Annotated in this window: 24 protein-coding genes and 1 tRNA gene; 22 read left to right on the plus strand and 3 right to left on the minus strand. The window is 67.4% G+C overall.

All coding sequences use genetic code 11. From position 1 onward, the window contains the following. The 10 genes from galE to tatC all read left to right on the plus strand — a co-directional run bounded on the left by galE (position 1) and on the right by tatC (position 6,138). Complete coding sequence (galE, locus tag AVS7_RS14050; RefSeq protein WP_024001593.1) at positions 1–1,002, plus strand: UDP-glucose 4-epimerase GalE; 1,002 nt, start codon at positions 1–3, stop codon at positions 1,000–1,002. Positions 1,003–1,027: 25 nt separating this feature from the next. Further along, on the plus strand, positions 1,028–1,807 hold the full coding sequence (gene hisF / locus AVS7_RS14055) for an imidazole glycerol phosphate synthase subunit HisF (RefSeq protein WP_020229049.1): 780 nt from the start codon (positions 1,028–1,030) through the stop codon (positions 1,805–1,807). Positions 1,808–1,901: 94 nt separating this feature from the next. Then, on the plus strand, positions 1,902–2,291 hold the full coding sequence (hisI, locus tag AVS7_RS14060) for a phosphoribosyl-AMP cyclohydrolase (protein WP_034690988.1): 390 nt from the start codon (positions 1,902–1,904) through the stop codon (positions 2,289–2,291). Positions 2,292–2,298: 7 nt separating this feature from the next. Beyond that, positions 2,299–2,676, plus strand: a complete 378-nt coding sequence (locus AVS7_RS14065; RefSeq protein ID WP_020229051.1) for a phosphoribosyl-ATP diphosphatase — start codon at positions 2,299–2,301, stop codon at positions 2,674–2,676. Further along, the gene (locus AVS7_RS14070) at positions 2,673–3,056 is read left to right on the plus strand and encodes a membrane protein (protein WP_020229052.1); all 384 of its coding nucleotides are present in this window, start codon (positions 2,673–2,675) and stop codon (positions 3,054–3,056) included. The genes AVS7_RS14065 and AVS7_RS14070 overlap by 4 nt, the downstream gene beginning before the upstream one ends. Continuing rightward, a complete protein-coding gene (locus AVS7_RS14075; RefSeq protein ID WP_020229053.1) occupies positions 3,049–4,077 on the plus strand; it encodes a patatin-like phospholipase family protein in 1,029 nt (342 codons plus the stop codon). Before AVS7_RS14070 ends, AVS7_RS14075 begins: the two co-directional genes overlap by 8 nt. Before the next feature lie 26 nt (positions 4,078–4,103). Further along, a complete protein-coding gene (locus AVS7_RS14080) occupies positions 4,104–4,463 on the plus strand; it encodes a histidine triad nucleotide-binding protein (protein WP_020229054.1) in 360 nt (119 codons plus the stop codon). Between the two features lie 73 nt (positions 4,464–4,536). After that, positions 4,537–4,779, plus strand: coding sequence for a Sec-independent protein translocase subunit TatA (tatA, locus tag AVS7_RS14085; RefSeq protein ID WP_020229055.1), 243 nt, complete (start codon positions 4,537–4,539; stop codon positions 4,777–4,779). 12 nt (positions 4,780–4,791) lie between these two features. Next, positions 4,792–5,280 carry a Sec-independent protein translocase protein TatB gene (tatB, locus tag AVS7_RS14090; protein ID WP_020229056.1) on the plus strand — a complete coding sequence of 163 codons (489 nt, stop codon included), beginning with the start codon at positions 4,792–4,794 and terminating at the stop codon, positions 5,278–5,280. 69 nt (positions 5,281–5,349) lie between these two features. After that, positions 5,350–6,138, plus strand: a complete 789-nt coding sequence (gene tatC / locus AVS7_RS14095; protein ID WP_020229057.1) for a twin-arginine translocase subunit TatC — start codon at positions 5,350–5,352, stop codon at positions 6,136–6,138. A gap of 78 nt (positions 6,139–6,216) precedes the next feature. On the opposite strand, the gene AVS7_RS14100 is transcribed toward tatC, so the two are convergent. Beyond that, a complete protein-coding gene (locus AVS7_RS14100; protein ID WP_034690974.1) occupies positions 6,217–7,356 on the minus strand; it encodes a S1C family serine protease in 1,140 nt (379 codons plus the stop codon). Between the two features lie 299 nt (positions 7,357–7,655). Between AVS7_RS14100 and AVS7_RS14105 the strand changes: the two genes are divergently transcribed. From AVS7_RS14105 to pdxA, 3 genes are read left to right on the plus strand one after another with little or no spacing between them, the layout of a single operon-like run. Further along, positions 7,656–8,993, plus strand: coding sequence for an MFS transporter (locus AVS7_RS14105; RefSeq protein WP_020229059.1), 1,338 nt, complete (start codon positions 7,656–7,658; stop codon positions 8,991–8,993). Beyond that, entirely contained in the window at positions 8,990–9,739 is a 750-nt protein-coding gene (locus AVS7_RS14110; RefSeq protein WP_020229060.1) for a Nif3-like dinuclear metal center hexameric protein, read from the plus strand. Before AVS7_RS14105 ends, AVS7_RS14110 begins: the two co-directional genes overlap by 4 nt. Before the next feature lie 39 nt (positions 9,740–9,778). After that, positions 9,779–10,828: a 4-hydroxythreonine-4-phosphate dehydrogenase PdxA gene (gene pdxA, locus AVS7_RS14115; protein WP_024001595.1), complete on the plus strand. Its 1,050-nt coding sequence runs from the start codon at positions 9,779–9,781 to the stop codon at positions 10,826–10,828. 30 nt (positions 10,829–10,858) lie between these two features. Here the strand turns inward: pdxA and mscL are convergent, their stop codons facing one another. After that, a complete protein-coding gene (gene mscL, locus AVS7_RS14120) occupies positions 10,859–11,287 on the minus strand; it encodes a large conductance mechanosensitive channel protein MscL (RefSeq protein WP_020229062.1) in 429 nt (142 codons plus the stop codon). Between the two features lie 137 nt (positions 11,288–11,424). Between mscL and petA the strand changes: the two genes are divergently transcribed. From petA to AVS7_RS14150, 6 genes are all read left to right on the plus strand, one after another. After that, positions 11,425–12,024 carry a ubiquinol-cytochrome c reductase iron-sulfur subunit gene (petA, locus tag AVS7_RS14125; RefSeq protein WP_024001596.1) on the plus strand — a complete coding sequence of 200 codons (600 nt, stop codon included), beginning with the start codon at positions 11,425–11,427 and terminating at the stop codon, positions 12,022–12,024. A gap of 14 nt (positions 12,025–12,038) precedes the next feature. Further along, entirely contained in the window at positions 12,039–13,460 is a 1,422-nt protein-coding gene (locus AVS7_RS14130; protein WP_020229064.1) for a cytochrome bc complex cytochrome b subunit, read from the plus strand. A 16-nt stretch (positions 13,461–13,476) separates the two neighbouring features. Further along, positions 13,477–14,232 (plus strand): cytochrome c1, encoded by a 756-nt coding sequence (locus tag AVS7_RS14135; RefSeq protein ID WP_020229065.1) that lies wholly within the window; start codon positions 13,477–13,479, stop codon positions 14,230–14,232. A gap of 95 nt (positions 14,233–14,327) precedes the next feature. After that, entirely contained in the window at positions 14,328–14,939 is a 612-nt protein-coding gene (locus AVS7_RS14140) for a glutathione S-transferase N-terminal domain-containing protein (RefSeq protein WP_013517797.1), read from the plus strand. A 22-nt stretch (positions 14,940–14,961) separates the two neighbouring features. After that, positions 14,962–15,468 (plus strand): ClpXP protease specificity-enhancing factor, encoded by a 507-nt coding sequence (locus tag AVS7_RS14145; RefSeq protein WP_020229067.1) that lies wholly within the window; start codon positions 14,962–14,964, stop codon positions 15,466–15,468. 66 nt (positions 15,469–15,534) lie between these two features. Then, positions 15,535–15,610: transfer RNA gene (locus tag AVS7_RS14150), tRNA-Thr, on the plus strand. Between the two features lie 39 nt (positions 15,611–15,649). Here AVS7_RS14150 and AVS7_RS14155 read toward each other — a convergent pair. Next, a complete protein-coding gene (locus tag AVS7_RS14155) occupies positions 15,650–15,949 on the minus strand; it encodes a hypothetical protein (protein ID WP_020229068.1) in 300 nt (99 codons plus the stop codon). Positions 15,950–15,986: 37 nt separating this feature from the next. Here AVS7_RS14155 and AVS7_RS14160 point away from each other — a divergent pair, with 37 nt between their 5' ends. The 3 genes from AVS7_RS14160 (at position 15,987) to argJ (ending at position 21,119) form a co-directional block, all read left to right on the plus strand. After that, positions 15,987–16,934, plus strand: coding sequence for a M23 family metallopeptidase (locus tag AVS7_RS14160; protein WP_034690978.1), 948 nt, complete (start codon positions 15,987–15,989; stop codon positions 16,932–16,934). Between the two features lie 136 nt (positions 16,935–17,070). Beyond that, positions 17,071–19,827: a preprotein translocase subunit SecA gene (gene secA, locus AVS7_RS14165; protein ID WP_020229070.1), complete on the plus strand. Its 2,757-nt coding sequence runs from the start codon at positions 17,071–17,073 to the stop codon at positions 19,825–19,827. Positions 19,828–19,889: 62 nt separating this feature from the next. Continuing rightward, on the plus strand, positions 19,890–21,119 hold the full coding sequence (gene argJ / locus AVS7_RS14170; protein ID WP_020229071.1) for a bifunctional glutamate N-acetyltransferase/amino-acid acetyltransferase ArgJ: 1,230 nt from the start codon (positions 19,890–19,892) through the stop codon (positions 21,117–21,119). Positions 21,120–21,147: the final 28 nt, after the last annotated feature.

A 21,147-nucleotide genomic window follows, 5' to 3' on the forward strand; every position in this document is an offset into this window, starting at 1 on the left:
GTGATCCTCGTCACCGGCGGGGCCGGTTTCATCGGCTCTCACACCTGCGCCGCGCTGGCAGTGCAGGGCGAGCGCTTCGTCATCCTCGACAACTTCTGCAACAGCCAGCGCCCGGTGCTGGAGCGCCTGGCGCGCATCACCGGCGCGCCGGTGGACTGCGTCGAGGGCGACGTGCGCGACGGCGCGCTGCTCGCGCGCGTGCTGCGGGAGCGCTCCATTGGCGCCGTCATCCATTTCGCAGGCCTCAAGGCCGTGGGCGAGTCGGTGCGCGACCCGCTGCGCTACTACGACAACAACGTGGGCGGCACGCTCACGCTGCTGGCCGCGATGCGCGATGCGGGCGTGCGCACCGTGGTGTTCTCCTCCTCGGCCACGGTGTACGGCGATCCCATCACCTCGCCCATCCGCGAGGACTTCGCGTTGCAGCCCGCCAACCCCTACGGCTGGAGCAAGCTCATGGCCGAGCAGGCGCTGGCCGACGTGGAGCGCTCCGAGCCCGGCCAATGGCGCATCGCGCGGCTGCGCTACTTCAACCCCGTGGGCGCGCACGAAAGCGGCCTGATCGGCGAAGACCCGCAGGACGTGCCGAACAACCTCATGCCCTACGTGGCCCAGGTGGCCGTGGGGCAGCGGCCGGAGCTGTCCGTCTTCGGCGGCGACTATCCCACCGAGGACGGCACCGGCGTGCGCGACTACATCCATGTGAGCGACCTGGCCGAAGGCCACGTGGCCGCGCTGCGCTACCTGCGCGCGCACCCGGGCCTGCTCACCCTCAACCTGGGCACCGGCCAGCCCGTTTCCGTACTGCAGATGGTGCATGCCTTCGAGCGCGCCAGCGGCCGCCCCGTGCCCTACCGCATCACCGACCGCCGCCCCGGCGACGTGCCTGCCTACTGGGCCGACCCGTCTCTGGCCGAGCAACGGCTGGGCTGGCGCGCCACGCGCGGCGTGGACCGCATGTGCGAGGACGTCTGGCGCTGGCAGAGCGGCGCCCATTCCTGAAGGGCCTTCTGAAGGTTTTTTCCCCATGCTTGCCAAACGCATCATTCCCTGCCTCGACGTGACCGGCGGCCGCGTGGTCAAGGGCGTCAACTTCGTCGAACTGCGCGACGCGGGCGACCCCGTGGAGATCGCCGCGCGCTACAACGCGCAGGGCGCCGATGAACTGACTTTCCTCGACATCACCGCCACCAGCGACGGGCGCGACCTGATCCTGCCGATCATCGAGGCCGTGGCCAGCCAGGTGTTCATCCCCCTCACGGTGGGCGGCGGCGTGCGCACCGTCGAAGACGTGCGGCGCCTCTTGAACGCGGGCGCGGACAAGACCAGCTTCAACTCCGCCGCCATCGCCAACCCCGACGTCATCAACGCCGCCAGCGACAAGTACGGCGCGCAGTGCATCGTGGTGGCCATCGACGCCAAGCGCCGCCAGGGCGAGGACGTGCGCGAGCGCGGCGAGGGCTGGGACGTGTACAGCCACGGCGGACGCAAGAACACCGGGCTGGACGCGGTGCAGTGGGCCTTCGACATGGCGCGCCGCGGCGCGGGCGAGATCCTGCTGACCAGCATGGACCGCGACGGCACCAAGAGCGGGTTCGACCTGCAGCTCACGCGCGCGGTGAGCGACGCGGTGGGCGTGCCCGTGATCGCCTCGGGCGGCGTGGGCAACCTCGAGCACCTGGCCGACGGTGTGCAGCAGGGCGGCGCCGACGCGGTGCTGGCCGCCAGCATCTTCCACTACGGCGAATTCACCGTGCGCGAGGCCAAGGAGCGCATGCAGGCGCGCGGCATTCCGGTCCGTCTTTGATATTTCAAGCCAAATCGGCCTCCAGCGCTTGTCCACCAAGCGCGGGCAGCTATTTCTTTGATAGTAGGAGAAGGCCGTGAGCGACAATGCCCGCATGAACTGGCTCGATCAAGTGAAATGGGACGCGCAGGGCCTGGTGCCCGCCATCGCGCAAGAGGCCGCCACGGGCGACGTGCTGATGTTCGCCTGGATGGACCGCGAGGCGCTGGCCAGGACGGCCGAGCTGGGCCGCGCGGTGTACTTCAGCCGCTCGCGCGGCAAGCTGTGGTTCAAGGGCGAGGAATCGGGCCACGTGCAGACGGTGCACGAGATCCGCCTGGACTGCGACAACGACGTGGTGCTGCTCAAGGTGACGCAGCTCGGCCACGAGCCCGGCATCGCCTGTCACACGGGGCGGCACAGTTGCTTCTTCAGCGTGCTCAAGGACGGTGCATGGCAAGCCGTCGATCCGGTCTTGAAAGACCCCGAGTCCATCTACAAATAATCCACTCATGTCCAGCAACGATTCCCTGGCCCGCCTGGCCGCCATCATCGAAAGCCGCAAGGCGGCGAACGGCGGCGACCCCGAGAAAAGCTACGTGGCCCGCTTGTTGCATAAGGGGCCCGACGCCTTTCTCAAGAAGATCGGCGAGGAAGCCACCGAGTGCGTCATGGCCGCGAAGGACGTGGACCACGGGGCGGACAAGGCCAAGCTGGTCTACGAAGTGGCCGACCTGTGGTTCCACTCGATGATCGCGCTGGCCCACTACGGGGCCACGCCGGCCGACGTGATCGCCGAGCTGGAGCGCCGCGAAGGCACCAGCGGCATCGAGGAGAAAGCCCTGCGCAAGGCCGCAGCCCGTGCAACCGAAGAAGGAGGTCCGAGGTGAACAACGACATCATCGACGTGGAGCCGAACCAGCGCGCCGAATCGCTCAAGACCGTCGGCTGGGTCAGCTACATCCTGCACCTGATCGTCGCCGTGGCGGCCGTCGTGCCGGGCGCGCAGCCCAGCGCTGCGCTGCTGATCGTGGCGCTGGTCATCGACCTCGTGAAGAAAAGCGACGCCCAGGGCACCTGGCAGGCCAGCCATTTCTCGTGGCGCATCCGCACCGTGATCTGGGCCGGGGTGCTCTACGTGGTCACCGCGCCGCTGTGGATCTTCATCTTCCCCGGCTGGATCGCCTGGGGACTGATCTCCATCTGGTTCCTCTACCGCATCGTGCGCGGCATGGTCGAGATGAACAAGGGCCAGGCCATCCATGCCTGAGGCGGGGGGCACGCAGCGGCTCAACCTCGCCCTGCAGGGCGGCGGCTCGCACGGCGCGCTCACCTGGGGCGTGCTCGACGCCCTGCTGGAAGACGGCGGCTTTTCCTTCGAGGGCGTGAGCGGCACCAGCGCCGGCGCCATGAACGCCGTGGCCCTGGCCCACGGCTTCGCCGAGGCCGCGCAGGAGCATTCCGACCCGCACGAGGCGCACCTGGCCGGCTGCGCGCAGGCGCGCGCCACGCTCACGCGGCTGTGGGAGGGCGTGGGCACGCTCGGCAGCCTGATGTGGGGCGTGCCGCTGCCGGGCGCGAAGGCGCTCATGGGCCTGTGGACCCAGTGGCTCTCGCCCTACCAGACCAATCCGCTGGACATCAACCCGCTGCGCCGTCTGCTGGAGCGCGAGGTGGACTTCGAGCGCCTGTGCGCCACGCACGCCCGCATCCCGCAAGTGTTCGTGTGCGCGACCAACGTGCGCACCGGGCGCGGTGAGATCTTCACCGGCAAGCGCCTGAGCGCCGATGCGGTGATGGCGTCCGCCTGCCTGCCCATGCTGTTCAAGGCCGTGGAGATCGGCGGCGAGCACTACTGGGACGGCGGCTATTCCGGCAACCCGGCCCTGCACCCGCTGATCTACAAGACCGAATGCAGCGACGTGCTGCTGGTGCAGATCAACCCCATCGAGCACGCGGGCGTGCCGGGCAGCGCGGCGGAAATCATGGAGCGCATGAACGAGGTGACCTTCAACGCCAGCCTGCTGGCCGAGCTGCGCGCCATCGAGTTCGTGCGCCGCCTGCTGGCCGAGGGCAAGCTGGACCCGCGCCGCTACAAGAGCGTGCGCATGCACCGCATCGACGGCGGCGCGGTGCTCGCGCCCTTCGGCTCGTCGAGCAAGGTGCGTGCGGACCTGTCCTTCGTGCGCCAGCTCTTCGCCCTGGGCCGCGAGGCCGGCGAGCAGTGGCTCGCGGGCCACCGCGGCGACGTGGGCGTGCGCCCGAGCGTGAACATCGCGGACAATGCGTAGAGCGTGCGACACGCGCTCCAACCACCATGCAACACGATCCGAACTGCCTTTTCTGCAAGATCATCGCCGGCCAGATTCCCTCGAAGAAAGTCTACGAGGACGAACAGGTCTTCGCCTTCCACGACATCCAGCCCTGGGCGCCGGTGCACTTCCTCATGGTGCCCAAGACGCACCTGCATTCCATGGCCGCCGTCACGCCGGAGCACGCGGGCCTGCTGGGCCACATGATGGCCCTGGCGCCGCGCCTGGCGCATGAGCAGGGCTGCAACCCGTACCCGGAAGGGGGCTTTCGCATCGTGGTCAACACCGGCACCGAGGGCGGGCAGGAAGTCCACCACCTGCACATGCACGTGATCGGCGGCCCGCGCCCCTGGCGCAAGGGCTGACGCCGGCAGGGATATGCGGCGGCAGGCGACATGCCCCGCGTCTAGAATGGCCTGTATTCGTTAGGAGATTTCCATGGGTTCGTTTTCCATTTGGCACTGGCTCATCGTGCTGCTCATCGTCGTGATGGTGTTCGGCACGAAGAAGCTCAAGAACATCGGCTCCGACCTCGGCGGCGCGGTCAAGGGCTTCAAGGACGGCATGAAGGACGGCGCCAGCGATGACGCCGCCTCCGCCAGCGCGCCCGCCGGCCAGGTGACCAACACCACCGCGGCCGACAAGACCACCATCGACGTCGAAGCCAAGCACAAGAGCTGATCGCGCGCGTCCATGATCGACATCGGCCTGTCCAAGATGGCGCTCATCGGCGCCGTCGCACTCATCGTCATCGGCCCCGAGAAGCTGCCGCGCGTGGCCCGTACCGTGGGCACGCTGCTGGGCAAGGCGCAGCGCTACGTGGCCGACGTGAAGGCCGAGGTCAACCGCTCCATGGAGCTGGACGAACTGCGCAAGATGAAGGATACGGTGGAGAACGCCGCGCGCGACGTGGAGCAGAGCATCCAGACCAGCGCCTCCGATTTCCAGAAGGACTGGGACGCGGGCGTGGCCGGCCTCACGTCCGACAGCAGCACGGATGACGGCGCGCTGCAGGCGGCATCTTCCTCCACCATCGTCCCGGCCTACAAGCACCCCGGCAAGAACTGGCGCCTCAAGCGCGGCGCGGTGCCGCAGTGGTACAAGTCGCGCGCCGGCGTACGCACCAAGGCGCAGTCCGGCGCGGCGCGCGTGGCGCGCTTCCGGCCCCAACGATTCCATTGACCTTTGTGACGGCGGCCGCATCGCCCGCGCGGTCCGCGTGCATGCCGCCGCTGCGGCCCCACCCCCACCATGTCCGAAACCCCCGATAAAGAAGACGAGCTGGCCGGCACCGAGCAGCCTTTCGTGCAGCACCTCATGGAGCTGCGCGACCGCCTGCTCAAGGCGCTGATCGCCGTGGGCATCGTCGCCGCGGTGCTGTTCTTCTTCCCCGGCCCCGGCCGGCTCTACGACTTCCTGGCCGCGCCGCTGGTGGCCCACCTGCCGCAGGGCGCTACGATGATCGCCACCTCGGTCATCTCGCCGTTCATGGTGCCGCTCAAGATCCTGCTGATGTCGGCCTTCCTGGTCGCGCTGCCCGTAGTGCTCTACCAGGTGTGGGCCTTCATCGCGCCGGGCCTGTACTCGCACGAGAAGAAGCTGGTGCTGCCCTTGGTGGTCTCCAGCACGGTGCTGTTCTTTATAGGCGTGGCCTTCTGCTACTTCTTCGTGTTCGGCCAGGTGTTCAGCTTCATCCAGGGCTTCGCGCCCAAGAGCATCACCGCCGCGCCGGACATCGAGGCCTACCTGGGCTTCGTGATGACCATGTTCCTGGCCTTCGGCCTGGCGTTCGAGGTGCCCATCGCCGTGGTGGTGCTGGCGCGCCTGGGCGTGGTGAGCGTGGACAAGCTCAAGAGCTTCCGCGGCTACTTCATCGTGGCCGCCTTCGTGGTCGCCGCCATCGTCACGCCGCCGGACGTGGTGTCGCAGCTGGCACTGGCCATTCCCATGTGCCTGCTCTATGAGCTGGGCATCTGGGCGGCGCAGATCTTCATCCGCACCACCAAGGCGCCGGAGGACAGCGCGGAATCGGCCTCCTGAACGATCAGGCATAAAAATAGCTGCCAGCGCTTGATGGGCAAGCGCCGGCAGCTATTTTTTTGATAGTGCTGTGGCGGATCAGCGCCGCTGCTGCAGCCGCGGGCGCGTGCCGGGCACCACGGAGACCTCCATGCGCGCATCGCCGCGCTGCAGGTCGAAGGGCGCGGCCGTGCCGGGCTTGAGGGCGGCCACCGCCGTGAGCAGCTGCGACACATTGTTGGTGGCCTTGCCATCCACGCGCAGGATCACGTCGCCCGGCCGCACGCCAGCCTGGGCCGCGGGGCCGCCCTGCAGCACGCCGGTGATGATGACGCCCTCGGTGGCCTGCACGCCGAAGGTCTGTGCCAGCTCGGGCGACAGCTCGTTGGGCTCCACGCCGATCCAGCCGCGCGTCACCTGGCCGTCGCGCACGATGCCGTCCAGCACCAGCTTGGCGGTGGAAACGGGGATGGCGAAGCCGATGCCCATGCTGCCGCCCGAGCGCGAATAGATGGCGGTGTTGACGCCCATGAGGTTGCCGTTCACGTCCACCAGCGCGCCGCCGGAATTGCCGGGGTTGATGGCCGCGTCGGTCTGGATGAAGTTCTCGAAGGTGTTGATGCCGAGCTGGCTGCGCCCCAGCGCCGAGACGATGCCGCTGGTCACCGTCTGGCCCACGCCGAAGGGGTTGCCGATGGCCAGCACCTGGTCGCCCACGGCGAGCTGGTCCGAGTCGCCCAGCACGATCACGGGCAGCTTGTCGAGCTCGACCTTCAGCACGGCCAGATCGGTCTCGGGGTCGGTGCCGATCACGGTGGCGCGCGCGCGGCGGCTGTCGGTGAGCGTCACCTCGATCTCGTCGGCGCCTTCCACCACGTGGTTGTTGGTGAGGATGTAGCCGTCGGGGCTGATGATCACGCCGCTGCCCAGACCCGTCTGCGCCTGCGTGCCCTGGTCGCCGAAGAAGAACTGGAACCACGGGTCGTTGCTGCGCGGATGGCGCACGGCCTTGCTGGTGTTGATGCTCACCACCGCTGGCGCCGCCTTGCGCGCCGCGGCGCTGAAGCTGCCCGCGGCGGGCTGCGCGACGGGGGCGGAGGGCGCCTCGATCAGCGAAATGCCCGCGCTGCTCCTGGTAGCGCCGCGCTGCAGCCAGCTGGGCTGCAGGGTGGCGACGACGAAGTAGGCGGCGGCGAGCACCGTCACGGCTTGGGAAAACAGCAACCAGTAGCGCTTCATGATGCGGGGCTTCGGCTCGAGGGAGGAAAACGCCGCCATTGTCGCGCGTTTGCGGGGAGCGGCCGGGCGCAGGCCCCGGCCCTGTGCACGGCAGGGGAAACGGGCAGTGCCCTGAAAGAAACTAGGGTTAACCCTAGAATGAAGTCCGCTGCATCGGCCATCCGTTCCCTGCGGCCCGGCGCACCCGCCCGGCCTGCATGCCCAGACCCTATCCGGATCGTTCCCTGAACTGGCCCGCTGCCCTGCTGCCAAGCGCCCAGGGCCCGCGCAGCGCTCGCAAGTTAGCCGGAACGCATCCCATGACCACACTCATCTCCGCCGCGCCCCTCCCGGGCACGGGCGCACACCATCGTCCCCTGACCCGCGGCGACTACAAGACGCTGGGCCTGTCCGCCCTGGGCGGCACGCTGGAGTTCTACGACTTCGTCGTCTTCGTCTTCTTCGCCAACGTGATCGGTGCGCTGTTCTTCCCTCCCAGCCTGCCCGACTGGATGCGCCAGCTGCAGACGCTGGGCATCTTCGCGGCGGGCTACCTCGCGCGACCCATCGGCGGCGTGCTGATCGCGCACTTCGGCGACATCCTGGGCCGCAAGCGCATGTTCACGCTCTCCATCTTCCTGATGGCCGTGCCCACGCTGGTCATCGGCCTGCTGCCTACGTACGCGGCCATCGGCGTGGCCGCGCCCATCCTGCTGCTGCTGATGCGCGTGCTGCAGGGCGCGGCCATCGGCGGCGAGATGCCAGGCGCCTGGGTGTTCGTGGCCGAGCACGCACCCGCGCGGCACTACGGCTTCGCCATCGGCGCGCTGACCTCGGGCATCACGGGCGGCATCTTCCTGGGCTCCATCCTCGGCGTGTGGCTCAACAGCACCTATAGCCAGGCAGAGATCCACGACTGGGCCTGGCGCATTCCGTTCATCCTGGGCGGCGTGTTCGGGCTGGTGTCGGTGTACCTGCGCCGCTTCCTCGAAGAAACGCCGATCTTCAAGGAACTGCAGGCGCGCAAGGCCGAGGGGCGCGAGCTGCCCATCAAGACCATCCTGCGCGACCACCGCGAGGCCTGCGTGCTGGTGGCGCTCATGACCTGGGTGCTCTCCACCGCCATCGTGGTCGTGGTGCTGCTCGCGCCGTCCTACCTGCAGAAGGTGTTCCACATCGAGCCGGCGCTGGCGCTCAAGGCCAACGCGGTCGCCACGGTCACGCTCACGCTGGGCTGCGTGTTCTGGGGCTGGCTGTCCGACCGGGCCGGTACGCGCGCCGCCATGGCCGTCGGCTGGCTGGGCATGAGCACTACCTGCTACTGGTTCTACCTGGGCCTGCCGGGCGATGCGGCCTCGCTCGTCTGGCACTATGGCCTGGCGGGCTTCTTCGTGGGCGCCATTGCGCTGCTGCCGGTGGTCGGCGTGCGTGCTTTCCCGCCGGCGGTGCGCTTCACGGGCCTGTCGTTCGCCTACAACCTGGCCTATGCCGTGTTCGGCGGGCTCACGCCCATGCTGGTGTCGGTGTGGCAACAGGCCGACGTGATGGCGCCCGCGCACTACGTGGGCGCGATGGGCGTGCTGGGCGCGGCCATCGGGTTCTGGCCGCTGGCCTGCCGGGGCTGGCAGGCACGATCGGCAGCACAATTGCGGGCATGACCACCCGACAGGAACTGCTCTCCCATTTCGACGCGCTGCTGCAGCCCGAGCGCTTCAAGGACTACGGCCCCAACGGCCTGCAGGTTGAGGGCCGGCCCGAGATCCACCGCATCGTCAGCGGCGTGACGGCCAGCCGCGCACTGATCGATGCGGCTATTCGCCAGGAGGCCGATGCCATCTTCGTGCACCACGGCCTGTTCTGGCGCGGCATGGACGGCCGCGTGACCGGCTGGATGAAGCAGCGCCTGCAGCGGCTGCTGGCGCACGACATCAACCTCTTCGCCTACCACCTGCCGCTGGACGCGCACCCTGAACTGGGCAACAACGCGCAGCTCGGCCGCGTGCTCGGCTGGCAGGCCGACCAGCGCTTCGGCGACCAGGAGCTGGGCTTCGCCGCGCACGCCGATTTCGCCGGTGCCGCCGATCTGGCCGCCCATGTGCAGGCCGTGCTGGGCCGTAGCGTGACGCTGGCCGATCCCGAGGACGCGCGCCCCATCCGCCGCGTGGCCTGGTGCACGGGCGGCGCGCAGGGCTTCTTCGAGGCCGCCATCGCCGCAGGGGCCGACGCCTTCCTCACCGGTGAAATCTCCGAGCCCCAGGCCCATCTGGCGCGCGAGACGGGCGTGGCCTTCATCGCTGCGGGCCACCATGCCACCGAGCGCTACGGCGCGCCCGCCGTCGCGGCGCACGTGGCGGCGCAACTGGGGCTGTCGCATGAATTCATCGAGATCGATAATCCCGCCTGACTATCGTTTTGATAGCTGCTTGCGCTTGTTGGTTAAGCGATGGAGGCTGATTTGACCCATATTCCCCTCATCGCCATCACACAGGGCGACCCCGCAGGCATCGGCCCCGAGATCGTCGCCAAGGCGTTCCGCGACGCGCCGCACGAGATGCGCGGCTGCTTCGCCGTGGGCGACGTGGCCACGCTGCGCCGAGCCGCCGCGTGCATCGGGCGGCCTGGCGTGCCCGGCCTGCCCGTGGCCTGCATCGACGGCCCGCAGGACGCGCATGGCGTGCCGCCGCGCTGCCTGCCCGTGCTGCAGTTGCCCGGCCTCGCGGGGCCGGCGCCGTGGGGCGTGGTGAGCGCGCAGGCCGGGCGCGATGCGGCCGCCTGCGTGGTCTGGGCCGCGCGCGCCGCACTGCGCGGGGAGATCGCCGCCCTGGTCACCGCGCCGCTGCACAAGGAGGCGCTGGCCGCGGCTGGCGTGGACTTTCCCGGACACACCGAGCTGTTGCAGGCCGAGGCCGCGCACCACGCGGGCGTGCCCGTGGCACGCATGCCGGTGCGCATGATGCTGGCCAACGACGAGCTGCGCACGGTGCTGGTCAGCATCCACGTCGCGCTGCGCGAGGCGATCGCCGCCGTCACGCCGGACAACGTGCTGCAGACCCTGCGCATCACGCATGCGGCGCTGTCGCGCAGCCTGGGCCGCGCGCCGCGCATCGGCGTGGCAGGGCTCAACCCGCATGCAGGCGAGGGCGGCCTGTTCGGCCGCGAGGAACTGGACGCCATCGCCCCGGCCATCGCCGCGGCGCGCGCCGAGGGCATCGACGCGCACGGCCCGCATGCGCCCGACACCATCTTCATGCGCGCACGCAGTGCGCCTGGGCGCGCGGGCGAGTTCGACGTGGTGCTGGCCATGTACCACGACCAGGGGCTGATCCCCGTGAAGTACCTCGGCGTGGACAAGGGCGTGAACGTGACGCTGGGCCTGCCGCTGGTGCGCACCAGCCCGGACCACGGCACTTCGTTCGACATCGCGGGGCAGGGCGTGGCCGATGCCTCCAGCCTCGTCGAGGCCGTGCGCATGGCGCGCAGGCTGGCCGCGTAAAAAAGCCCGCTCATCGGCGGGCTTGGGGGGTCAGCGCTTGAGGCTGTCGCGGATCTCGCGCAGCAGCTGGATGTCCTCCGGCGTGGCCGCCGGTTCGGCCGGCGCGGGAGGCGCCTCGCGCTTGAGGCGGTTGATCTGCTTGACCATCATGAAGATGATGAACGCGAGGATGACGAAGTTCACCAGCACGGTAATGAAGCTGCCATAGGCCAGCACGGGCACGCCGGCCTTGCGCAGCGCATCTAGCGTATGCGGCGTGCCTGCGGGCACGCTGCCCAGTACCAGGAACAGGTTGGAGAAGTCCAGCTTGCCGAACACCAGGCCGACGACAGGCATGATGAGGTCGCTGACCACCGAGTCGACGATCTTCCCGAATGCCCCTCCGATGATCACGCCCACGGCCAGATCGATCACGTTGCCCTTGACCGCGAACTCCCTGAATTCTTGTGCGATTCCCATGCCACTCGTCCTTTGATATAGATGAAAACACTGAAGTATTGCCTAGCTTACTGGGGTTCACCGCGTTGGAATAACCATTTTCACTCCGCTACAATTTGCGGTTGACCCCCCAATAGCGATGCATACCGAGGATCCCCATGAGTGAAACTCCGATCGACTCCAGCAAGCGGACGTGGCTGATTGCGTCCGGCTGCGCTGGTGCGGTGGGCGGCGTGGCGACCGCCGTTCCTTTTGTGAGCACGTTCCAGCCCTCCGAAAAGGCCAAGGCTGCGGGCGCTGCCGTCGAGGTGGATATCTCGGGGCTCAAGCCCGGCGAGAAGATCACCGTGGAATGGCGCGGCAAGCCCGTGTGGATCGTCAAGCGCACGCCCGAGCAGCTCGCGGAGCTGCCCAAGCTCGACAGCCAGCTGGCCGACCCGCAGTCCAAGCGCAATCCCGCCGAACTCACGCCCGAATACGCGCGCAACGAGTGGCGCTCCATCAAGCCCGAGGTGCTGGTGGCCGTGGGCATCTGCTCGCACCTGGGCTGCTCGCCCTCCGACAAGTTCACGCCGGGCGCGCAGCCTTCGCTGCCCGACGACTGGAAGGGCGGCTTCCTGTGCCCCTGCCATGGCTCCACCTTCGACATGGCCGGCCGCGTGTTCAAGAACAAGCCCGCGCCCGACAACCTCGAAGTGCCGCCGCACACGTACCTGTCGGAGACCAAGCTCCTGATCGGTGAAGACAAGACGGCTTGAGGGAGACAGAACACATGGCTGCTTACCGCGAATTCAAGGAACTCTCGCCCAACGCCTCGGCGGGCGCGAAGGTCACCAACTGGCTGGAGAACCGTTTCCCCACGGCCTTCGATGCCTACAAGGTGCACATGTCGGAGTACTACGCTCCGAAGAACTTCAACTTCTGGTACATCTTCGGCTCGCTGGCCCTGCTGGTGCTGGTGATCCAGATCGTCACCGGCATCTTCCTCGTGATGCACTACAAGCCCGATGCCGCCAAGGCGTTCGAGTCGGTCGAGTACATCATGCGCGACGTGCCCTGGGGCTGGCTGATCCGCTACATGCACTCCACGGGGGCCTCCGCCTTCTTCGTGGTCGTGTACCTGCACATGTTCCGCGGCCTGCTCTACGGCAGCTACCGCAAGCCGCGCGAGCTGGTCTGGATCTTCGGCTGCGCCATCTTCCTGGCCCTCATGGCCGAGGCCTTCATGGGCTACCTGCTGCCCTGGGGCCAGATGTCCTACTGGGGCGCACAGGTGATCGTGAACCTGTTCTCGGCCATCCCCTTCATCGGCCCCGACCTGGCGCTGCTGATCCGCGGCGACTACGTGGTGGGCGACGCGACGCTGAACCGCTTCTTCAGCTTCCACGTGATCGCCGTGCCGCTGGTGCTGCTGGGCCTGGTGGTGGCACACTTGCTGGCGCTGCACGATGTGGGCTCCAACAACCCCGACGGCATCGAGATCAAGGGCCCTGGCAAGCCCGTGGACGAGCACGGCCATCCGCTGGACGGCGTGCCCTTTCATCCGTACTACACGGTGCACGACATCCTGGGCGTGTGCGTGTTCCTGTTCATCTTCTCGGCCGTGGTGTTCTTCGCGCCCGAGTTCGGCGGCTACTTCCTGGAGTACAACAACTTCATTCCCGCCGACCCGCTGAAGACGCCTTCGCACATCGCTCCGGTGTGGTACTTCACGCCGTTCTATTCGATGCTGCGTGCCATCACGAGCGAGATGATGTATGCGCTGATCGCCTGCGTGGTGCTGGGCGCGGGCTACGGCATCCTCAAGGGCAAGCTGCCCGGCTTCGTTAAGGGCGGCATCGCGATCGCCGCCGCCCTGGCCATCGTGCTCATGCTCTCCATCGACGCCAAGTTCTGGGGCGTGGTGGTGATGGGCGGCGCCGTGGTCATCCTGTTCTTCCTGCCCTGGCTCGACCAGAGCCCCGCGCGTTCGATCCTCTACCGTCCGGACTGGCACAAGTACCTGTACGGCGTGTTCGTGATCGTGTTCGTGATCCTGGCCTACCTGGGGGTGCAGCCGCCCTCGCCGATCGGCGAGCGGGTGTCGCAGGTCGGCACGCTGTTCTACTTCGGTTTCTTCCTGCTCATGCCCTGGTGGAGCCGCCTGGGCGAACCCAAGCCCGTGCCCGAGCGCGTGACCTTCGCCCCGCATTGAGCTGGAGAACACAACAATGAAGAAACTCATCCTCACGTTGATCGCTGCGCTGGGCATTGCCTCGGGCGCGCAAGCTGCCGAAGGCGGTATCGCCTGGGACAAGGCGCCCGTCAACACCAGCGACACGGCTTCGCTGCAGAACGGCGCCAAGCTGTTCGTCAACTACTGCCTGAACTGCCACTCGGCAGCCTTCATGCGTTTCAACCGCCTCAAGGACATCGGCCTCACCGACCAGCAGATCAAGGACAACCTGCTGTTCACCACCGACAAGGTGGGCGAGACCATGAAGTCCGCCATCGACCCGCGCCAGGCCAAGGAGTGGTTCGGCGCCAACCCGCCGGACCTCACCGTGATCGCGCGCTCGCGCGCCGGACATGGTGGCACGGGTGCGGACTATCTCTACACCTTCCTGCGCACCTTCTACCGCGACGACACCAAGGCCACCGGCTGGAACAACCTTGCCTTCCCGAGCGTGGGCATGCCCCACGCCCTTTGGCAGCTGCAGGGCGACCGCCGCCCGGTCTTCGAGGAGCATCAGAGCCACGGCAGGGTGGAGCATATCTTCAAGGGCTGGGAGCAGGTCTCGGCCGGCAGCATGACGCCGCTGCAATACGACCAGGCTGTGGGTGATCTCGTCAACTATCTGCAGTGGATGGGCGAGCCGGCGCAAAATACGCGGGTTCGCATCGGCGTCTGGGTGCTGATCTTCCTGGGCGTCTTCACCGTCATCGCCTGGCGGCTGAACGCGGCGTTCTGGAAGGACATCAAGTAAGCGCTAGACTCTCGCCGCGCTTTCCCGGCGCTGCCACGCCTGTACAGAGTGGGTGCTACAGCACCCACTCTTTTGATTTTTAGGAGCTGCCCACCATGATGGTGCTTTATTCGGGTACGACCTGCCCCTTTTCCCATCGCTGCCGTTTTGTCCTGTTCGAGAAGGGCATGGACTTCGAGATCCGCGATGTGGACCTGTACAACAAGCCCGAAGACATCAGCGTGATGAACCCCTATGGCCAGGTGCCCATCCTGGTCGAGCGTGACCTGATCCTCTACGAGTCGAACATCATCAACGAGTACATCGACGAGCGCTTTCCGCACCCGCAGCTGATGCCGGGCGACCCGGTGGACCGCGCGCGCGTGCGCCTGTTCCTGCTGAATTTCGAGAAGGAGCTGTTCGTCCATGTGAACACGCTCGAATCCCGCGCCACCAAAGGCAACGAGAAGGCACTGGAAAAGGCGCGCGCCCACATCCGCGACCGCCTGACCCAACTGGCGCCCGTGTTCCTCAAGAACAAGTACATGCTGGGCGAAGGCTTTTCCATGCTGGACGTGGCCATCGCGCCGCTGCTGTGGCGCCTGGACTACTACGGCATCGAGCTGTCGAAGAACGCCGCCCCCCTGCTGAAGTATGCGGAGCGCATCTTCTCGCGGCCGGCCTACATCGAGGCGCTGACGCCATCCGAAAAGGTCATGCGCAAGTAAACCGCATTCGTCGCCGCGCATCATGAACGCCCAGGATTTCACTTCCACGCGCCCGTACCTCATCCGGGCCCTGTACGAGTGGTGCACGGACAACGGGTTCACGCCCTACCTCGTCGTGCGCGTCAACGACTCCGTGCAGGTACCCCGCGAATACGTCAACAACGGCGAGATCGTGCTGAACGTGAGCTACGACGCCACGAGCGCGCTGCAGCTTGGCAACGATTTCATCGAGTTCAAGGCCCGCTTCGGTGGGGAGCCGCGCGACATCATGGTGCCGGTGCGCCGCGTCGTCGCCATCTATGCGCGGGAAAATGGGCAGGGCATGGCCTTCCCGCTGGAAGACGACGTGGTGGCGCCCCAGGATGAGCAGCAAGCCACGGGTGCGGCCACTGCAGCCCCCAGCGCACCGGAACGCAGCCCGGTGCAGCTCCAGTCCGTGGAGAGCGTGGCAGACGACGGCGAGGAGCCGCCACGCCCGCAGCCGCCTGCTGGCAGCGGTGCCCGCCCGTCCTTGAAGCGGGTCAAATAACGCCGTCTCCCGCCGGAGTGCCGAGGGTGAAAACCCCGGCATTTGGCGGCTAGAATGCAGCCTCTCGCCGGTTTAGCTCAGTTGGTAGAGCACCCGCCTTGTAAGCGGTAGGTCGTCAGTTCGAATCCGACAACCGGCACCAACTTCCCCACCTCTTTCGCCCATCGGGCCGCCCGCCGGCTCAGGTTTGAATTTTCAGGCGAATGGAGGTAACCTCCCACCCCCGATTGCGCAGTTGCGCCTGAAATGCCGGCAGCAACTGCCGCACCTTGGCCGCTGCCGCATTGCTCCGCACCAGCAGGCACCAGCAGGTGCCTTCGATCGGCCCGGCTTGAAGCGCGGGCCGGAGCAAGGGAGGAATCAATGTCTCGATGGCTTTCAGCCGGTCGCTGGACTCGCGGGTCAGCGCAGTCAAGCGGGCCAGGGTGGGCGACTCCTGGCTGGCCTGCTGGAGCGAGATGGCGTAATGGCGGCGGTTCATGGCAAGAAAGTGATCGCCAACGGAGGGGACACACGTTGTGCATGTGATTATCACGGATGCCCGGCTGGCACGAAGCCGGGCCATACACCTTGGAGGGGGGCAACTGGCCGTGGCTGCAACCCTGCTGTGCCTGCTGCTGATGCTGGCGGCGGCCGGTGCGTACCACTGGTTGCGGCAATGGCCCGGCACGGACGGGGGCGCGCCGGCGGCGATGCAGGAGGATGTCCAGCAGCGTGAGCGCTTCATGCGGGCCAACATCGACGCGATGGCCCGCAAGCTGGGAGAGATGCAGGCACGGCTGATGCAGCTCGAATCGCTCGGCGAGCGCGTGATGGGCCTGGCCGGCATGCCGCCGCTCGATACCTCCCGCGTGCCGGGGCAGGGCGGCGCCCTGGTGTCGGGCCATTCCCTGAGCATGCAGGAGCTGGACGCAGCGCTGGACGACCTGGCGGCGCTGACGGACCGGCGCGTGGATCTGATGACCGTGGTGGAGTCGCGTTTGTTCGACCAGCACATCCGCAAGCACCTGGTGCCCACGCAGGCCCCGGTGCTGGGGCGCTCGGTGGGCTCGCCGTTCGGCTGGCGCATCGACCCGCTCACGGGGCAGTCGGCCTTGCATACCGGCCTGGACTTCCCCGCCGACACGGGCACGGCGATCGTGGCGGCGGCCGGGGGCGTGGTGATCGCGCAGGAGTACCACCCCGCCTATGGCAACATGGTCGAGATCGACCACGGCAACCAGTTGATCACCCGGTACGCGCATGCCTCCCGCACGATGGTCAAGCTGGGAGACCTGGTCCGGCGCGGGCAGAAGATCGCAGAGGTCGGCACGTCGGGGCGCTCCACCGGTCCCCACCTGCATTTCGAGGTGTGGGTGCAAGGCGTGCCGCAGGACCCGCAGAAATTCCTGACCGCCGGCCAGGACGCGCGGGAGGTGCCGGTGGCGGCGGCCCGCCCTGCCAAGGCCGACGTGGCACGACGGTAGAATCCTCGATCCGTGCCCCGCCGTTCCCGCGTTGCAGTTGCTTGCAATCCAGGCGGTGGCCCCCATCTGAATTCATTCATCTTAGGGATTCCGGCCGCTCTGCCGCTTTCGTGATGCGCAGCGCGGTCCTGTTCGCATGGCCACCAACTTTCTCACCAAACTATTCGGCAGCCGCAACGACCGGCTGCTCAAGCAATACCGCAAGACGGTCGCTCGCATCAATGCGATGGAGCCGGAATACGAGAAGCTGAGTGACGAAGCGCTGCGCGGCAAGACGCAGGAATTCAAGGACCGCATCGCCAAGGGCGAAACGCTCGACGCGCTGCTGCCCGAGGCCTTTGCCGTGGTGCGCGAGGGCTCCAAGCGCATCATGAAGATGCGCCACTTCGACGTGCAGCTCATCGGCGGCATGGCGTTGCACCACGGCAAGATCGCCGAAATGCGCACGGGCGAGGGCAAGACGCTGACGGCCACGCTGCCCGTGTACCTGAACGCGCTTTCGGGCAAGGGCGTGCACGTGGTGACCGTGAACGACTACCTGGCCGGCCGCGACGCGCAGTGGATGGGGCGCCTCTACAACTTCCTGGGCCTCACGGTGGGCATCAACCTGCCGCAGATTCCGCGCGAGGAAAAGCAGGCCGCCTACGGCGCCGACATCACCTACGGCACGAATAACGAGTACGGCTTCGACTACCTGCGCGACAACATGGTCTACGACGCGCGCGAGCGCGTTCAGCGTGCCTTGAACTACGCCATCGTGGACGAGGTGGACTCCATCCTGATCGACGAGGCGCGCACGCCGCTCATCATCAGCGGCCAGGCCGAGGACCACACGGCCATGTACGTCTCCATCAACAAGGTGGTGCCGCTGCTGGTACGCCAGGAGGGCGAAGCGGACCCGCGCACCGGTGAGGGCGTCGTCAAGCCCGGCGACTTCACGGTGGACGAGAAAACCCATCAGGTATTCCTGACCGAGCAGGGGCACGAGAACGCCGAGCGCATCCTGGCCAGCCAGGGGCTGCTGCCCGAGGGCGCCTCGCTCTACGACCCTGCGAACATCTCGCTGGTGCACCACCTGTACGCAGCGCTGCGGGCCAACCACCTGTACCACCGCGACCAGCACTACGTGGTGCAGAACGGCGAGATCGTGATCGTGGACGAGTTCACGGGCCGCCTGATGGCCGGCCGCCGCTGGAGCGAGGGCCTGCACCAGGCCGTCGAGGCCAAGGAGGGCGTGGAGATCCAGGCCGAGAACCAGACCATGGCCTCGATCACCTTCCAGAACTATTTCCGCCTCTACGGCAAGCTAGCCGGCATGACCGGCACGGCCGATACCGAAGCCTACGAGTTCCAGGAAATCTACGGCCTGGAAACCGTGGTCATCCCCCCCAACCGCCCGAGCAAGCGCGACGACCAGCTCGACCGCGTGTACAAGACCACGCGCGAGAAATACGAAGCGGCCATCGCCGACATCCGCGAGTGCCACGAACGCGGCCAGCCGGTGCTGGTGGGCACCACGTCGATCGAGAACTCCGAAATCATCGACGACCTGCTGAACAAGGCCGGCCTGCCGCACCAGGTGCTCAACGCCAAGCAGCATGCGCGCGAGGCCGACATCGTGGCCCAGGCGGGCCGCCCCGGCATGATCACCATCGCCACCAACATGGCGGGCCGCGGCACCGACATCGTGCTCGGCGGCAACGTGGAGAAGGCCGTGGCCGCGCTGGAGGCCGACGAATCGCTCTCCGAAGCCGAACGCACCCAGCGCATCGAGGAATTGCGCGCGCAGTGGAAGCTCGACCACGAGAAGGTCACGGCGCTGGGCGGCCTGCGCATCATCGCCACCGAGCGGCACGAGTCGCGCCGCATCGACAACCAGCTGCGTGGCCGCTCGGGCCGCCAGGGTGACCCCGGCTCCTCGCGCTTCTACCTGAGCTTGGACGACCAGCTCATGCGCATCTTCGCGGGCGACCGCGTCAAGGCCATCATGGACCGCCTGAAGATGCCCGACGGCGAGGCCATCGAGGCGGGCATCGTCACGCGCAGCATCGAGAGCGCGCAGCGCAAGGTCGAGGCGCGCAACTTCGACGTCCGCAAGCAGCTGCTCGAATACGACGACGTCGCCAACGACCAGCGCAAGGTCATCTACCAGCAGCGCAACGAGATCCTGGATGCGGCCGACCTGGCCGGCCTGATCTCGGCCATGCGCGACGACTGCCTTACCGACGTGGTGCGCCAGTACGTGCCTGCCGAATCGGTCGAAGAGCAGTGGGACCTGCCGGCGCTGGAGAAGGCGCTGGTCTCCGACTGGCAGGTGCCGCTGGCGCTGCAGCAGGAGGTCGAAGGCTCCGAAGCCATCACGGACGACGAGATCCTGCAGAAGGTGCTGGACGCCGCGCGCGCCGCGTTCGACGCCAAGGTGGCCATGGTGGGCGGGGACAACTTCACCCAGTTCGAGCGCATGGTGTTGCTGCAGAGCTTCGACACCAGCTGGCGCGACCACCTCAGCGCGCTCGACTACCTGCGCCAGGGCATCCACCTGCGCGGCTATGCGCAGAAGCAGCCCAAGCAGGAATACAAGCGCGAGGCGTTCGAGCTGTTCCGCCAGCTGATCGACCAGGTCAAGAACGAAGTCACGCGCGTGATGATGACCGTTCAGGTGCAGTCCAGTGCACAGGTGGACGAGGCCGCCCAGGCGCTAGAGCAGCGCGGCGAGAACATCGGCAACGTGACCTACAGCGCGCCCAACGAATCCGGCGGCGTGGACACCACCATCAACGCCGACGGCGCTGCCGCGCTCAACCTGCCCGAAGGCGTGCGCGTGGGCCGCAACGATCCCTGCCCCTGCGGCAGCGGCAAGAAGTTCAAGCAGTGCCACGGCAAGCTGGCCTGATGCTTTCTCTGGACTGAACACGGGCTGCGGCCCGTGTTTTGCATTTTTCAAGGACGACGACCATGCCTGTGAATCTCTCTGCTCCCATCGCATCCGACCTGCATGCCGTGCCCGGCGTGCGCATCGGCGTGGCCGAAGCCGGCGTGCGCAAGGCCCACCGCAAGGACCTGACCGTGTTCCTGCTCGATGAAGGCGCCACCGTCGCGGGCGTGTTCACCAAGAACCGTTTCTGCGCTGCGCCCGTGCAGGTCTGCCGCGAGCACCTGGAGGGAGGCCAGGCCATCCGCGCGATGGTGGTCAACACCGGCAACGCCAACGCCGGCACAGGGGCCGACGGCCTGGCGCGCGCGCGCGCCACCTGCGCGGCGCTCGCGGGCCGCCTGGGACTGGACGCGCGGCAGGTGCTGCCGTTCTCCACCGGGGTGATCATGGAGCCGCTGCCCGTGGACCGCATCGAGGCCGGCCTGCCCGCCGCGCTGGCCGATGCGCAGCCCGCGCACTGGGCGCGCGCGGCCGAGGGCATCATGACCACCGACACGCTGCCGAAGGCGTTCAGCACGCAGGTACAAATCGGCGGCACCACGGTGACCATCACCGGCATCTCCAAGGGGGCAGGCATGATCCGGCCCAATATGGCGACCATGCTGGGCTTCCTGGCCACCGATGCGTGCATCGCTCCCGCACTGGTGCAGCAGCTCGTGCGCGAGCTGGCCGACCAGTCCTTCAACCGCGTGACCATCGACGGCGACACGTCCACCAATGACTCGTTCGTGCTCGTCGCCACGCACCAGGCCGCGCACGCGCCCATCACATCGCTCGATAGTGACGAAGGTGGCGCGCTCAAGGCCGCGCTGCTGGAAGTGGCGCAGAAACTCGCCCAGTCCATCGTGCGCGACGGCGAGGGAGCGACCAAGTTCATCACCGTGCGCGTCGAGGGCGGCCGCACCGGCGAGGAATGCCGCCAGGTGGCCTACGCCATCGCGCACTCGCCGCTGGTCAAGACGGCCTTCTTCGCCAGCGACCCGAACCTGGGCCGCATCCTCGCGGCCGTGGGCTACGCGGGCATCGAGGATCTCGACCAGACGCTCATCGACCTGTACCTCGACGACGTGCACGTGGCCGTGCAGGGCGGGCGCAACCCCGCCTACCGCGAGGAGGACGGCCAGCGCGTGATGAAGCAAAGCGAGATCACCGTGCGCGTGGTGCTCGGGCGCGGCGACGCGGCCGACACCGTCTGGACCTGCGACCTGAGCCACGAGTACGTGACCATCAACGCCGACTACCGCTCCTGATCGCTATTTGTTTAATAGCTGCTTGCGC

Origin of the sequence: Acidovorax sp. MR-S7, from assembly GCF_000400995.2 — a bacterium.
GTDB lineage: Bacteria > Pseudomonadota > Gammaproteobacteria > Burkholderiales > Burkholderiaceae_C > MR-S7.